The organism is Stenotrophomonas sp. B1-1, from assembly GCF_010894375.1.
Taxonomy (GTDB): domain Bacteria; phylum Pseudomonadota; class Gammaproteobacteria; order Xanthomonadales; family Xanthomonadaceae; genus Stenotrophomonas.
On the sequence record NZ_JAAIUZ010000006.1, the window covers coordinates 125351 to 138882 of the forward strand.

Genomic DNA, 13532 nt, shown 5'->3' on the forward strand with positions numbered 1-13532 from the left:
GGCAACCACCCCGGAGACAAGGATGATGATGGGCGACATGGGGCCGTTCCTGGCCGGAAGTGCGATCTTTGCCCTGCTGCTGGTCGTGGCCGCCAACGTGCTGCGCCGGGTCAGCGCCCGCCACCCGGATGGACAGCACTGGCTGCTGCGTGCGCTGGCCCTGGTCTGCCCGGCCAGCCTGCTGGCCGCTGTGGTGCTGGGCAATGTGGGGCCGCATCTGCTGGGCGGTCCCGGATCGGCCAGCAGTACGCCCACGCTGTGGGCCACGTCGATGGTGCTGGTCCTGATCGGCGCGTTCTCCGCGCCGGTATGCTGGCGCGTGGTGCTGCAGCATCGCCTGGGGCGGGCCAGCAGCAGTCTGTCGTTCTTCCACGCTACGCGTACCCAGCTGTGCGCGCTGTTCGTGCTTGCCGCGGTCTACGTAACCGCGGTCAAGCGGATCGACGCCGCAGATGTGCCGGCCTGGCTGCTGCAACCGGGTGTGCTGCAGATCGCACTGAGCGAGATGATGCAACTGGTCCATCTGGCCATGGTCGCGGTCATGCTGACCCTGCCCCTGATGGCACTGCGCGCGCTGGCGCGGCGTACGCTGCGGCGTGCGCAGACCCTGCTGGGCCGCGCGCCGCAGGGCTGAGACCTGCGGACATGACGGGGTCCGGCCGCTACCATGGCCGGGCATCCTCCATCGCGGACCCTCTGCCTGTGCTGCTGCGTACTGCCCTGCCCCTGCTGCTTGCCTCTGTTGCCGCCACCGCCTCGGCGGCACCGCTGGACCTGCCCGCACTGATCGAATGCCGCCAGGGCGTGGCCGACCATGCCGCCCTGGCGCCGCTGCTGGCCGACCCGTTGAAGGCCGTGGCCAACGGCCTGCAGCCGCTGCCGCAGGCCAACCAGTTCATGACCGAGTTCCGCCTGGCCAACCCGATCACCGTGTTCGGGCAGCAGACCGACCATATCGCGGTGGCCGGGGCCAGCGTGATGGCCGTGCTGGACCAGGCCGACCCGCACCCGCTGGCCACCCGCCTGGCGCTGGAAACCGGTTACGACCAGGGCGGCAAGTTCATGGCCGGCCGCGAAGTGGTCAGCCGCGATGTCACCGACCCGAAGACCGGCGAGGCGCAGATCGAATCGATCATCCTGAGCGTGTCCACGGTGGCCAGCCACCCCGGCCGGACCCTGGCCGGCTGCACCTACAGCCTGGACCTGCCGGCCGAAGACGAGGCCCCCGGCGACGCAGCCAGCGGTCACTGAAAGGCCCCCACATCCTGCTAGACTGGGGCCAACGCCCGGGTTTCCGGGTGCCCTTTTTCCAGAGATGTCTGAAGACGACAGTAGTAGCTCCCCGCAGGAGCCCAATGAAAAGAAGCGCGGCTGGCTGGAACGCCTGACGGCCGCCTTCTCCGGCGAACCCCATACCCGCGACGAGCTGGTGGCCGTGCTGCACACCGCGCAGGACGAAGGGCTGATCGCCGCCGATACCCTGAAGATGATGGAAGGCGCTATTTCGGTGGCCGAGCTGACCGTGGGCGACGTGATGATCTCGCGTTCGCAGATGGTCTCGCTGCCGGTCGAGGCGCCCTTCCTGGAACTGATGAAGCAGGTGGTCGAATCCGGCCATTCGCGCTTCCCGGTGCACGGCGAGAACAAGGACGACATCCTTGGCATCCTGCTGGCCAAGGACCTGCTGCGCGGCGTGGTGGCCGACAACGGCCCGGCCAACGTGCGCGAACTGCTGCGGCCGGCGGTGCTGATTCCCGAGGCCAAGAAGCTCAACGTGCTGTTGAAGGAATTCCGCCTGTCGCGCAACCACATGGCGATGGTGGTGGACGAATACGGTGGCGTGGCCGGTCTGGTCACCATCGAAGACGTGCTGGAACAGATCGTCGGCGAGATCGACGACGAGCACGATGAAGCCGAAGACCCCTCGGCGCAGATCGCCATCCAGGCCGATGGCCAGTACGTGGTGGACGCGCTGACCCCGATCGGCGATTTCAACGAGCGCTTTGGCGCCACCTTCTCCGATGAGGACTACGACACCATCGGCGGCCTGGTGACCGAGGCCGTGGGCCACCTGCCGGAAGTGGGCGACGAACTGGCGCTGGACCGCTTCATGTTCCGCGTGGCGCGTGCCGACGCGCGCCGGGTGCAGGCCTTCCATGTGACCGTGCTGCCGCCGGACGCGCAGGACGACGCTTGAAGCGCCGCGGCCTGTTGATGCTGGCATGGCTGGCGCTGTGCACACTGGCCCTGGCATTGCCAGGGTCGGCCTTCGCGCAGGCCGCCGCGGATTCCGCGGTGGCTGCGGACGCAGCGCCGCCGCGTATCGGCGTGGTGACCATGCAGCCGGGCACGGTGTTCTTCGAACGCTTCGGCCACGACGCCATCGTGGTGCTGGACCCGGTCAGCGGCGCGGCCACGTCCTACAACTTCGGCTATTTCGATCCGTCCGAACAGGATTTCATCAGCCGCTTCGTGCGTGGCGAGATGATGTACTACCTGGTGGCGCTGCCGCTGCAGCAGGACCTGTCCTACTACGACGAAACCGGACGCGGGGCCAGCGTGCAGTGGCTGGACCTGCGCCCGGACCAGGCGCGGGCCCTGGCCGATGGCCTGGCCGAGCGGGCAAGGCCGGAAAACGCGCGCTACCACTACGATTACTACACCGCCAACTGCGCCACCATGGTGCGCGACACCCTGGACAAGGCCCTGGGTGGCGGCCTGCATGCGCAGCTGTCGGGGCGCTCGCGCGGCAACACTTACCGCAGTGAGTCGGTGCGCCTGGCCTCGCCGGCACCGTGGATGTGGCTGGGCTTCGACATCGGCCTGGGTCCGTTTGCCGACCAGCCGCTGTCGCGCTGGCAGGAAGCGTTCGTGCCGATGCGCCTGGCCGATGCCCTGCGCCAGGTACGCAACAGTGATGGCCGCCCGCTGGTGCAGAGCGAGCAGGAACTGCTGCCGCACCGCATTGCCGCCGAACCGAAGGAATCGCCGCGGCGCTGGTGGCCGTGGCTGCTGTGTGGCCTGCTGGCCGCCGCAGGCATCATGGCCCTGCGCCAGCGCCCGCGCCTGCTGGCCGGCCTGGCCCTGCCGCTGTGGCTGCTGTGCACGATCGCCGGCGGGCTGCTGGTGTTCCTGTGGGGCTTCAGCATCCACTACGCCGCCTGGGCCAACCGCAACCTGCTGCTGCTGTCGCCGCTGGCGGTGCTGCTGCTGCCCGGCGCCATCGCCCTGCTGCGCAGGCGCGTGCCGGGTCGCGTGTTCAGCGTGGTGCTGTGGCTGCTGGCCGTACAGTCGGTAGCCGCACTGGTACTGCACTGGCTCAGCCTGCAGGCGCAGTACAACGTGCAGTGGATCGTCCTGCTGCTGCCGGTGCATGTGGCCCTGGCCTGGGTGCTGGGGCGTCGTCCTCACTTGTCCCACACGGCGCAGTGACGCACGATGGCGGGCATGTCATTGCCCGCCCCTGCTTCCACGGCCGCTTCGGCCAATCCTGCCTGTGTCATCAACTGCGTTCACTACGATGACCAGGGCATCCGCCACGACATCAGCCTGGATGCGATCAGCGATGTGATCGCCAGTGGCAACGGCTTCGTCTGGGTGGGTCTGTACGATCCGGCCGACGCCGTGCTGCTGAAACTGCAGGAAGAATTCTGCCTGCATGACCTGGCCATCGAGGACGCACGCAACGCGCACCAGCGGCCCAAGGTCGAGGCCTACGGCAATTCCCTGTTCGTGGTGGTGACCACCGCGCAGATGGTGGACGAGCGCATCCAGTACGGCGAAACCCATGCCTTCCTGGGCCCGCGCTTCCTGGTGACCGTGCGCCATGGTGCGTCGCTGTCCTACGCCCCGGTGCGCGCCCGCGTGGAGCGCGAGCCGCAGTTGCTGAAGATGGGCCCCTCGTACTGCCTGTATGCGGTGACCGACTTCGTGGTGGACAACTACCTGCCCATCACCAATCGCTTCCGCGACACGCTGGAGCTGTTGGAGAAGGACATCTTCGCCGAGAGCTACAAGCGCAGCACGGTGGTGCGGCTGTACGAGCTCAAGCGCGAACTGAACAAGATGCGCATGGCCGTGGCGCCGCTGCAGGATGTGCTGGCGCAGCTGCGCCGTTACCAGGGCGATCTGATTCCCGACGAAGTGAAGCTGTATGTGCGCGACGTGCACGACCACGCCGTGCGCATCAGCGATGTGATCGACACCCTGCGCGAAATGCTGGGCACCGCGTTGAGCGTGAACCTGTCACTGGTGACGCTGGCGCAGGGCGAGACGGTGAAGCGGCTGGGTGCATGGGCAGCGCTGCTGGCCGCGCCGACCCTGATCACCAGCTGGTATGGCATGAACTTCAGCCACATGCCCGAACTGAACCAGCCGTGGGCGTACCCGTTGATGATCGTCGGCGTGGGCGCGGTGTGCGTGGGGCTGTACCGCCTGTTCAAGCGCGCCAAATGGTTGTGACCCGCATTTCGTAGAGTCGAGCAAGGCAGTCGAGCATGGCTCGACTCTACAAGCAAGGCGGTCGAGCATGGCTCGACTCTACAAGCAAGGCGGTCGAGCATGGCTCGACTCTACAAGGGCGCAACAGCAGTCGAGCAAGCTCGACTCTACAGAAGCGGGGTATCAGGCCACGTAGACGGTCTTGATGTTCATGAACTCATGGATGCCGTGGTCGGCCAGTTCGCGGCCGAAACCGGATTGCTTGCTGCCGCCGAACGGCAGTCGCGCATCGCTCTTGACGATGGCATTGACGAAGGCGGCGCCGCATTCCATGCGCTGGGCGAAGGATTCGCCGCGCACTGGATCGCGCGTCCACACGCTGCCGCCCAGGCCGAAACGGGTGTCGTTGGCCACGCGCAGGGCCTCGTCCTCGTCGGCCACGCGGATCACCGCCGCCACCGGCCCGAACAGTTCCTCGTCGTAGGCCGGCATGCCCGGGCCCACCTGGTCCAGCACGGTGGCCGGGTAGCCCGCGTGCGTGCCGGCAATCGGTTCGCCGCCCAACAAAACGCGCGCGCCCTTGGCCACGCTGGCCTGCACCTGCTTGTGCAGCTCATCGCGCAGGTCGGGGCGCGCCATCGGCGCCAGCGTTGTGCCGCGCGCATCGGGATCGCCGTACTGCCGCTCCCCCGCTGCTTCCACGAAGCGGCGGGTGAACTCGTCGGCCACGGCATCCACCACGATGAAGCGCTTGGCCGCGATGCAGGTCTGGCCGCTGTTGTCGAAGCGCGACTTCACTGCCGCCGCCACCGCCTTGTCCAGGTCGGCATCATCGAGCACCACGAACGCATCGCTGCCGCCCAGTTCCATCACCGATTTCTTCAGCTGGCTGCCGGCATTGGAGGCGATGGAGCGCCCTGCCCGCTCGCTGCCGGTCAGGGTAACGGCCTTGACCCGCGCATCGCGCAGTACCTCGGCGGCCTGGTCGTTGTCGATGTGCAGCACGTCGAACACACCGTCCGGCAGGCCGCCGTCACGGCACACCGCCAGGATCAGGTCGGCGCACTGCGGCACGTTGCTGGCGTGCTTGAGCAGGGCTACGTTACCGGCCATGAACGCCGGCGCCAGGAAACGGAACACCTGCCAGATCGGAAAATTCCACGGCATCACCGCGAACACGCAGCCGATCGGCTCGTAGCGCACGTAACTGCGCTGCGCTTCGGTGTCGATCAGCTGCGGCTTCAGGTAATCCGCTGCGTGGTCGGCGTAGTACTCGCAGGCCGCAGCGCACTTGTCCACCTCGGCCAGCGCCTCGGCCTTGAGCTTGCCCATCTCGTGGGTCATCGCCTGCTGCAGGTCGTCGCGGCGGCTGCGCAGCTGCGCGGCGATCTGGCGCAGGATGGCGCCGCGTTCCTGCAGCGACCGCTGGGCCCAGCCGCGGAAGGCATCGGAGGCGGCCTGCAGGCGCTGCTCGATATCGGCAGCGCCCATCAGTTCATGGCGGTAGGTCACCTGGCCGGTGGCCGGATCGACGATCTCGACGGTCATGGGGGGTCTCCATCAGGGTGACCCAATTGTGCGCCGCCGCCCGTGAGCCGGGCGTGGCTGTGGCCTCAGCCGTTGTCCTGGCGGGCCAGCTGCAGGTCGCGCTGGCGGCGCTTTTCCGCACGCGCATTGATGTACCAGCCAATCACCGCAGCAATCGACACCGCCGACACCAGCAGCGTGGCCAGTGCATTGATCTTCGGGCTGATGCCCATGCGCACCGAGGCAAACACCTTCATCGGCAGCGTGGTCGAACCGGGCGTGGCGACGAAGCTGGCCACCACCACGTCATCCAGCGACAGGGTGAAGGCCAGCAGCCAGCCGGCCACCAGCGCCGGGGCGATGATCGGCAGGGTGATGCGGGTGAACACGGTCAGTCGGCTGGCGCCCAGGTCCATCGCCGCTTCTTCCAGCGACAGATCCATTTCCTGCAGGCGCGAGGACACCACCACGGTGACGAAGCACAGGGTGAAGGTGACGTGCGCGATCCAGATGGTGGCCAGGCCACGGGCCGGGAAGCCGGGAATGGCGCCCATCGAGGCCAGCAGGGCCATCAGCGAGAACCCCAGGATGACATCGGGCATGACCAGCGGCGCAGTGACCAGCGCACCGAACACCGGCTTGCCACGGAAGCGCTTGAAGCGGGTCATCACCATCGCTGCCAGGGTGCCCAGCACGGTGGCGGTACAGGCGGTCCAGAACGCCACCACCAGGCTGGTCCACATCGCCTCCATCAGCGCGCGGTCGGCGAACAGATCGCCGTAGGCGCGGGTGGAGAACCCGGCCCAGACCATCGCCAGCCGCGAGCTGTTGAACGAATAGAACATCAACAACAGGATCGGCAGGTACAGGAAGGCGAAGCCGAGCAGCAGCACGCCCAGCCCAAGGCCCTTGGCGGTACGCGGGCTCATGCCTGCTTCCCTTCCAGCAGGCGCTGCTGGGAACGGTTGAACCACAGGATCGGCACCAGCAGCAGCACGATCATCGCCACGGCCATGGCCGAGGCACCGGGCCAGTTGCGGTTGTTGAAGAACTCGTTCCACAGCTGGCGGCCAACCATCAGGGTTTCCGAGCCGCCCAGCATCTCCGGAATCACGAATTCACCAACCGCCGGAATCATCACCAGCATGCAGCCGGCGATGATGCCCGCCTTCGACAACGGCAGGGTGATGCGCAGGAACGCCTGCCAGGGCTTGGCGCCCAGGTCGTAGGCCGCTTCCAGCAGGCGGTGGTCATGCTTGACCAGGTTGGCGTACAACGGCAGCACCATGAACGGCAGGTAGCAGTAAACGATGCCGATGTAGGCCGCTGTGGGCGTATCGATCAGTTGCAGCTTGGGCAGGCCCATGCTGGTCATCAGAGATTGCAGGCCGGTGAACTGCAGGAACTGGTCGAGCAGGCCGTTGCGGTCCAGGATCGCCTTCCAGGCGTACACGCGGATCAGGAACGAGGTCCACGACGGCAGCACCACCAGCATCATCGCCACGTTGCGCGCGGCCGGCGACAGGCGGGCGATGGCATAGGCCATCGGATAGCCGATCAGCAGGGTGAGGAAGGTGGAGATCGCCGCGATCTTGATCGAACTGAGGAAGGCCTGGGCATAGATCGAATCGCGGAACAGCGCCAGGTAGTTTTCCAGGTTCAGCTTCAGCGAGAACGCGCCATCGACGTACTGCAGCAGCCAGGTATACGGCGGCGAGCCGACCCGGCTGTGCGAGAAACTGATCATCAGCACGATCAGGAACGGCACCGCGAAGAACAGCAGCAGCCACAGGTAGGGAATGCCGATGACCGTGGCACGCGTGCCCGGCAGCCAGCGCTTCAGGCCTGCCGCGCTCATGAGGTCAGCACCACGCCGTCGTTGTCGCGCCAGTGCACCCAGACCTGATCGCCCCAGGTCAGGCCATCGCTGGCCCAGCGCTGCGAGTTGGCGAAGTTGGCCAGCACCTTGGCACCACTGGGCAGACGCACGTGGTACACCGAGTGACTGCCGAAGTAGGCGATGTCCTCGATCACGCCCTGCGCCTTGTTGGTGTGCCCTTCCGGCTCGTCCTTGCCGATCATCACCTTTTCCGGGCGCAGCGCGAACGCGACCGGCTGCCCTTCGTAACAAGTGATGCCGTGGGCAATGTAGACCGGCGCCGGGAACAGCGGCGAGCGCACGGTCACGTACTCGGGAAGATCTTCGTCGATCACCCCGTCAAACAGGTTCACCGAGCCGATGAAGCCGGCCACGAAGCGGTTGGCCGGCTGTTCGTAGACCTCGTCGGGCTTGCCGACCTGCTGGATCCAGCCGGCATCCATCACCGCGATGCGGGTGGCCATGGTCATGGCCTCTTCCTGGTCGTGGGTGACCATCACGCAGGTCACGCCCGACGATTCGATGATGCTGACCAGTTCCAGCTGCATCTGCGAGCGCAGCTTCTTGTCCAGCGCGCCCATCGGTTCGTCCAGCAGCAACAGCTTCGGCCCCTTGGCCAGCGACCGCGCCAGCGCCACGCGCTGCTGCTGGCCACCGGACAGTTGGTGCGGCTTGCGCTTGCCCAGGTGGCCCATCTGCACCAGCTCCAGCATCTCGCCCACGCGCCTGGCGATGGCAGCCTTGTCCAGGCCGTCCTGCTTCAGGCCGAAAGCGATGTTCTGTTCCACCGTCATGTGCGGGAACAGCGCGTAGGACTGGAACATCATGTTGACCGGCCGCTGGTACGGCGGCAGCGCGTCCAGGCGCTGGCCATCCAGGGTGATGCTGCCCTTGGTGGGGGTTTCAAAGCCGCCCAGGCAGCGCAGCAGGGTCGATTTGCCACTGCCCGACCCGCCGAGCAGGGCGAAGATCTCGCCCTTGCGCACGTCCAGGTTGACGTCGTCGACGGCGATGAAGCCATCGAATTCCTTGCGCAGATCACGAATGGACAGATAGCCGGGCGCGCTGGCCGTATCAACGGCGGCGGCTTCCGGCTGGGCTTCAACGGGCATGGGGGCTCCGGGAGCGGGCGGTGGACAGCGGCGGCCATTCTACCGGCCGGGGGGCGATGGCGGTATGACGGGGTGTGGCGGGCGGCGGGTGGTCCGCTGGGCATGGCCCGGCGCTACCGGGGTGCGCGGCGACGTCAACGCGACCGGGGGCGTCGTGTTGGTAGCGCCGGGCCATGCCCGGCGGGAAACATCAACGCACGGCCACCGGCGGCGCTTCCTGCCAGCCCAGGCCCAGGCTCTTCTGCAGCGCCACGTAGCGCACCAGCAGCTGCAGGCGCGCCTGCGCGGCACCGTCCTGGGCCTGCAGGCGCTGGCGCTGCACGTCCAGCAGGTCGATCTGCGAGGTCGCCCCGGCCTGGCGCCGCTGGGTCATCAGGGCCAACGAGCGCTCGGCCGAGGCCTGCGCCCGTTCGCTGGCCTGCAGCTGCTCGCGTGCCGCGCCGAAACGGGCCAGCGCGGTGTTGGCGTCCTGCAGGGCCGCCAGCACGCTGCTTTCGTAGGCTGCCAGGCGCGCCTGGTTGCCGGCGCGGGCCTGCGCCACCCGTGCCTTGTTCACCCCGAAATCGAACAGCGACCAGCGCAGGAACGGGGCGACGATCGTGGCCGCCGAATCCCGCCCCAGGTCCGATGCCGAGGTCGCGCCGGCGCCGATGGTGCCCAGCAGAGTCACCTGCGGGAAATACGCGGACAAGGCCTGGCCGATCTGCGCGGACGAGGCGGCCAACTCGCGCTCGGCCTTGCGCACGTCGGGCCGGCGCTGGATCAGCGCCCCTGCGTCGTCCACCGGCACGTTGGCGGGCAGTCGCGGCAGCGGCTGGTCGACGGCCAGACGTGCGTCCAGCGCGCCGGGCTCGCGCCCCACCATCAGCGCCAGTACATCGCGTGCTTCATCGGCCTGGGCGCGCAGCGGCGGCAGCGCGGCCTGCTGCTGTTGCAGCTGTGCCTGCGCGCGCTCGACCTGCAGGTCCGAATCGGCGCCGCGCTGGCGGCGTTGCCGGGTCAGCTGCAGGCTGTCCGCGGCCGCACGCAGGTTGTCTTCGGCCAAGGCGATGCGTTCGCGGCTGCTGCGGAAGCCCAGGTAGACCTGGGCCAGCTCGGCGGCCAGCTGCACCTGCGCGTCGGCCAGCGCGGCGGCATTGGCCTCGGCCTCGGCGGCGGCCTGCTCGGCCGCACGGCGGCGGCGCCCGAACAGGTCCAGTTCCCAGCTGGCATCGAAGCCGGCCACGTACAGTTCGGTGTCCAGATCGAGATCGGCAAACTGCTGGCGCAGCTGCGCGGCTTCCTGTGGGCGGCCGTTGGCTTCGGCCACGCCGGCAATGTTCTCGCCCAGCCCGCGCACGCTGTTTTCCAGCGAATCGGGCGCCTTGATGTTGGCGTAGCCGGCGGCGGCGCCGACCGATGGCAGCTGTTCTGCACGGCGCTGGCGCTGCAGCGCGCGCGAGGCCAGCAGCTTGGCCTGCGCGGCACGCAGGTCGGGGCTGTTGCGCAGCGCCTCGTCCACCAGCTGGTCCAGCAGCGGATCATGCAACGCACGCCACCATTGGCTGGGCGGCGAGGCAGGCTGCACCCCTGCCTGTGGCGCGCGGTGCAGCTGTGCCTGCGAGGTGGCAGCACCGGCCAGCTCGGGCTTCACGTAATCGGGCCCCAGCATGCAGCCGGCCAGCAGCAGCGGCAGCAGCGCCGGGCACAGGTGTCGCAGGCGGAAAGGAACGGGCAAGGAAGTCGAAGTCATCAGTGCATGGCCAGGGGAACGCCCTTGGGCAGGGGCTTGAGCAGGAACACCAGGGGAAAGGTGAGCACCACGATCAGGCCGAAGATCCAGAACAGATCGTTGTAGGCCATCACCATCGCCTGCATCTGCACGGTCTGCGCCAGTACGGCCACGGCCTGGCCGGCATCGCCCAGCTGCTGGCCATAGGCGTGCAGCGCGTCCTGGGCCACGGTGGAATTGGCGGTGACGCTGCTGCCGATGGCGTCCACGTGCAGGGTGGTACGGCGCTCCTGGAAGGTGGAAATGATCGCCAGGCCGATCGAGCCGCCGAGGTTGCGCGCGGCATTGAACAGGCCCGAGGCATCGCTGGTGTATTCGCGCGGCACCGAAGTGATGGCGGCCTGGTTCAGCGCCATCATCGCCAGCGCCAGCCCGCAGCCCTGCAGCAGCTGGCCGACCACGAAGTGCGGGCCGATGCTGTCCGGGCTCAGGCCCAGGTTGACGAAACAGGCCGCTGCAAAGCACAGCATGCCGCCGAACACCATGATGCGCACATCCACCGTTTCCAGCATCTTCGGCATCAACGGCATCAGCAGGATGGTCGGCAGGCCGGCCAGCAGCAGCACGTAGCCGGCCTGTTCGGTGTTGTAGCCGGCGATGATCGCCAGGAACTGCGGGATCATGTACATCACCCCGAACAGGATCATGCCGACCGCCATCACCATCACGAACACGGCGCCGAAGCTGCGCTGGAACAGGATGTTGAGGCGGATGACCGGCGTCTTGCTGGTGAACTGCGAGACCGCCAGCAGGGCAAAGCCGAGCAGCGAGACGATGCTGAGCACCACGATCAGGGTGGATTCGAACCAGCGCTCGCGCTGGCCATCTTCCAGCACCACGGTCAGCGCGGACAGGCCGGCAGTCATGCCCAGGATGCCCAGCCAGTCGGCGCGCAGCAGGCCGCCCCAGTCCGATTTCTCGTGCGGCAGGCCGAGCAGCAGCAGCGCGACCAGTCCGGCACAGATCGGCACGTTGATGAAGAATGCGTAGTGCCAGCTGACGTTCTCGGTCAGCCAGCCGCCCAGCAGTGGCCCGATCACCGGGCCGAGGATGACGGTCATGCCGAACAGGGCAGTGCCCAGCGGCTGCTGCTTCGGCGGCAGCCGGGTGCCGACGATGGTCAGCGCGGTGGGAATCAGTGCGCCACCGGCGAAGCCCTGCCCTACGCGTCCGGCAATCATCATCGGCAGTGAATCGGCCAGCCCGCACATCACCGAGAACGCGGTGAACAGCGTGGCGCAGATCAGCAGGAAGGTGCGCAGGCCGAGCGTGCGCACGAACCAGCCGGTCAGCGGAATCATCACGATTTCCGAGACCAGGAAGGCGGTGGAGATCCAGGTGCCTTCGGTGCCACTGGCGCCGACCTCGCCCTGGATGGTGGGCAGTGCCGCGTTGACGATGGAGATATCCAGCGTGGCCATGAACGAGCCGATGGTGCCGGCGGCCACGGCCAGCCACGCTGCGGCGTCGGCCTTGCCTTCCGCAGCGGGTGCGGCGGGTGCGGTTGCAGCGTTCATCGCGCGCCGCGAGCCTCGGCTTCGTCGCGGCTGCGCTCGGCATCGTCCTTCGCGCTGCGGGTGTCCACGGTTACCTCCACCGACATGCCCGGCACCAGCACCTTGCGCGCCTCGGCACCGGCATCCACGCGGATGCGCACCGGCACGCGCTGCACGACCTTGGTGAAGTTGCCCGTGGCGTTCTGCGGCGGCAGCAGCGCGAACTGCGAACCGGTGCCCGGCGAGATGCTTTCCACCGTGCCCTTCAGGGTGGTGCCCGGCAGCGCATCGACCTTGATCTCGGCCGGCTGCCCGGCACGCATCAGGCCCACCTGGGTTTCCTTGAAGTTGGCGCTGAGGTACAGCGCGGCCACCGGCACTACGGTCATGGTGCGGGTACCGGCGGCCACGAACTGGCCCACCTGCACGGTCTTGTTGCCAACGCGGCCGTCGATGCGCGCGCGCAGTTCGGTGTCTTCGAAGGCCACCCGGGCCTGGGCGGCGTCGGCCTGCGCCTGCTTCAGCCCGGCTTCGGCCTGTGCGCGCTGGGCCTGGCTGGCTTCGATCTGGCTCTGCGCGCCGGCAATCTGCGCCTTGGCCGCATCGTGCTGCGCCTGTGCGCGTTCCAGGTCGTGGCGCAGGCTTTCCACGTGTTCATGGGTGTCGGCACCGCTGGCGGCCAGCGGTGTGAAACGGGCCAGTTCGGCGCGGGCGAAGCGCAGCGAGGCGCTGGCGGCCACCAGTTGCGTGCGCGCCTGCAGCAGGCTGGACTGCTGGCCCTGCACGCCGGCGGTGGCGGCGGCGATATCGGCCTGGCGCACGGCGATCACGGCTTCGGCCTGGTCCAGGGTGGCGCGGTAGGTGCGCGGGTCGATGCGCAGCAGCGGTTGCCCGGCCTTCACCCATTGGTTGTCCTGCACCAGGACGTCGGTGACGTAGCCGTTGATGCGCGGGGCGACGGCGACGGCGTCGGCCTGCAGGTAGGCGTTGTTGGTGTCCTGCAGGTAGCGGCCTACGCGCAGGTGGTAGACCAGCCAGATGACCAGTGCGATGGCGACCACGATGCCGATGATCGCCAGGGTCCAGCGGACCTTGGGATTCTTCAGGGGCGAGGGTTTGTCCTCGCTGGCCGAGGGGGGCGGGTCGGTGGGAGCGTCTTCGCGCGGGGGCTGGTCGGTCATCGTCTCGTCGTGGCGGTGGTCAGTGCCATACGGGACGGTAGGGGAAGGAGTGCGGAGGTGAGGTGAAAGCGTTTGTCGCTTGCCGGTGTGGGTTTCCTGTGTGGCAGGGGCCAAAGCCGGGGGCTT

At 67.8% G+C, this 13532-nt stretch carries 11 protein-coding genes and 1 pseudogene; 5 read left to right on the forward strand and 7 right to left on the reverse strand.

The window, feature by feature from the left end; translation table 11 throughout:
• Positions 1-22: 22 nt before the first annotated feature.
• From G4G00_RS05240 to G4G00_RS05260, 5 genes are all read left to right on the forward strand, one after another.
• The gene (locus G4G00_RS05240) at positions 23-634 is read left to right on the forward strand and encodes a hypothetical protein (protein ID WP_164271674.1); all 612 of its coding nucleotides are present in this window, start codon (positions 23-25) and stop codon (positions 632-634) included.
• Between the two features lie 71 nt (positions 635-705).
• Positions 706-1251, forward strand: a complete 546-nt coding sequence (locus tag G4G00_RS05245) for a hypothetical protein (protein ID WP_164271830.1) — start codon at positions 706-708, stop codon at positions 1249-1251.
• A gap of 64 nt (positions 1252-1315) precedes the next feature.
• Positions 1316-2197 carry a transporter associated domain-containing protein gene (locus G4G00_RS05250; RefSeq protein ID WP_108749147.1) on the forward strand — a complete coding sequence of 294 codons (882 nt, stop codon included), beginning with the start codon at positions 1316-1318 and terminating at the stop codon, positions 2195-2197.
• Entirely contained in the window at positions 2194-3432 is a 1239-nt protein-coding gene (locus G4G00_RS05255; protein ID WP_164271677.1) for a DUF4105 domain-containing protein, read from the forward strand. Before G4G00_RS05250 ends, G4G00_RS05255 begins: the two co-directional genes overlap by 4 nt.
• A gap of 6 nt (positions 3433-3438) precedes the next feature.
• Positions 3439-4461: a magnesium and cobalt transport protein CorA gene (locus G4G00_RS05260; protein WP_108752665.1), complete on the forward strand. Its 1023-nt coding sequence runs from the start codon at positions 3439-3441 to the stop codon at positions 4459-4461.
• A 162-nt stretch (positions 4462-4623) separates the two neighbouring features.
• Here the strand turns inward: G4G00_RS05260 and G4G00_RS05265 are convergent, their stop codons facing one another.
• From G4G00_RS05265 to G4G00_RS05295, 7 genes and pseudogenes are all read right to left on the reverse strand, one after another.
• Positions 4624-5988 (reverse strand): NAD-dependent succinate-semialdehyde dehydrogenase, encoded by a 1365-nt coding sequence (locus G4G00_RS05265; protein ID WP_164271680.1) that lies wholly within the window; start codon positions 5986-5988, stop codon positions 4624-4626.
• Positions 5989-6053: 65 nt separating this feature from the next.
• On the reverse strand, positions 6054-6896 hold the full coding sequence (locus tag G4G00_RS05270; protein ID WP_108752663.1) for an ABC transporter permease subunit: 843 nt from the start codon (positions 6894-6896) through the stop codon (positions 6054-6056).
• Positions 6893-7825, reverse strand: coding sequence for an ABC transporter permease subunit (locus G4G00_RS05275; protein ID WP_108752662.1), 933 nt, complete (start codon positions 7823-7825; stop codon positions 6893-6895). Before G4G00_RS05275 ends, G4G00_RS05270 begins: the two co-directional genes overlap by 4 nt.
• Positions 7822-8958 (reverse strand): polyamine ABC transporter ATP-binding protein, encoded by a 1137-nt coding sequence (gene potA, locus G4G00_RS05280; protein WP_108771407.1) that lies wholly within the window; start codon positions 8956-8958, stop codon positions 7822-7824. The genes G4G00_RS05275 and potA overlap by 4 nt, the downstream gene beginning before the upstream one ends.
• Positions 8959-9148: 190 nt before the next feature.
• Complete coding sequence (locus tag G4G00_RS05285; protein ID WP_164271683.1) at positions 9149-10690, reverse strand: efflux transporter outer membrane subunit; 1542 nt, start codon at positions 10688-10690, stop codon at positions 9149-9151.
• Positions 10690-12246 carry a DHA2 family efflux MFS transporter permease subunit gene (locus G4G00_RS05290; protein ID WP_108761661.1) on the reverse strand — a complete coding sequence of 519 codons (1557 nt, stop codon included), beginning with the start codon at positions 12244-12246 and terminating at the stop codon, positions 10690-10692. The genes G4G00_RS05285 and G4G00_RS05290 overlap by 1 nt, the downstream gene beginning before the upstream one ends.
• A pseudogene (locus G4G00_RS05295) lies at positions 12243-13343 on the reverse strand (HlyD family secretion protein); the annotation flags it as partial. The gene G4G00_RS05290 and the pseudogene G4G00_RS05295, both read right to left, overlap by 4 nt.
• Between the last annotated feature and the right edge of the window lie 189 nt (positions 13344-13532).

What these genes read in the sequence shown, in the direction of transcription:
- G4G00_RS05240 (WP_164271674.1), top strand. Translation starts at nt 23, where the DNA reads ATGATGATGGGCGACATGGGGCCGTTCCTGGCCGGAAGTGCGATCTTT.
- G4G00_RS05250 (WP_108749147.1), top strand. Translation starts at nt 1,316, where the DNA reads ATGTCTGAAGACGACAGTAGTAGCTCCCCGCAGGAGCCCAATGAAAAG.
- G4G00_RS05260 (WP_108752665.1), top strand. Translation starts at nt 3,439, where the DNA reads ATGGCGGGCATGTCATTGCCCGCCCCTGCTTCCACGGCCGCTTCGGCC.
- G4G00_RS05265 (WP_164271680.1), bottom strand. Translation starts at nt 5,988, where the DNA reads ATGACCGTCGAGATCGTCGATCCGGCCACCGGCCAGGTGACCTACCGC.
- G4G00_RS05270 (WP_108752663.1), bottom strand. Translation starts at nt 6,896, where the DNA reads ATGAGCCCGCGTACCGCCAAGGGCCTTGGGCTGGGCGTGCTGCTGCTC.
- G4G00_RS05275 (WP_108752662.1), bottom strand. Translation starts at nt 7,825, where the DNA reads ATGAGCGCGGCAGGCCTGAAGCGCTGGCTGCCGGGCACGCGTGCCACG.
- potA (WP_108771407.1), bottom strand. Translation starts at nt 8,958, where the DNA reads ATGCCCGTTGAAGCCCAGCCGGAAGCCGCCGCCGTTGATACGGCCAGC.
- G4G00_RS05285 (WP_164271683.1), bottom strand. Translation starts at nt 10,690, where the DNA reads ATGACTTCGACTTCCTTGCCCGTTCCTTTCCGCCTGCGACACCTGTGC.
- G4G00_RS05290 (WP_108761661.1), bottom strand. Translation starts at nt 12,246, where the DNA reads ATGAACGCTGCAACCGCACCCGCCGCACCCGCTGCGGAAGGCAAGGCC.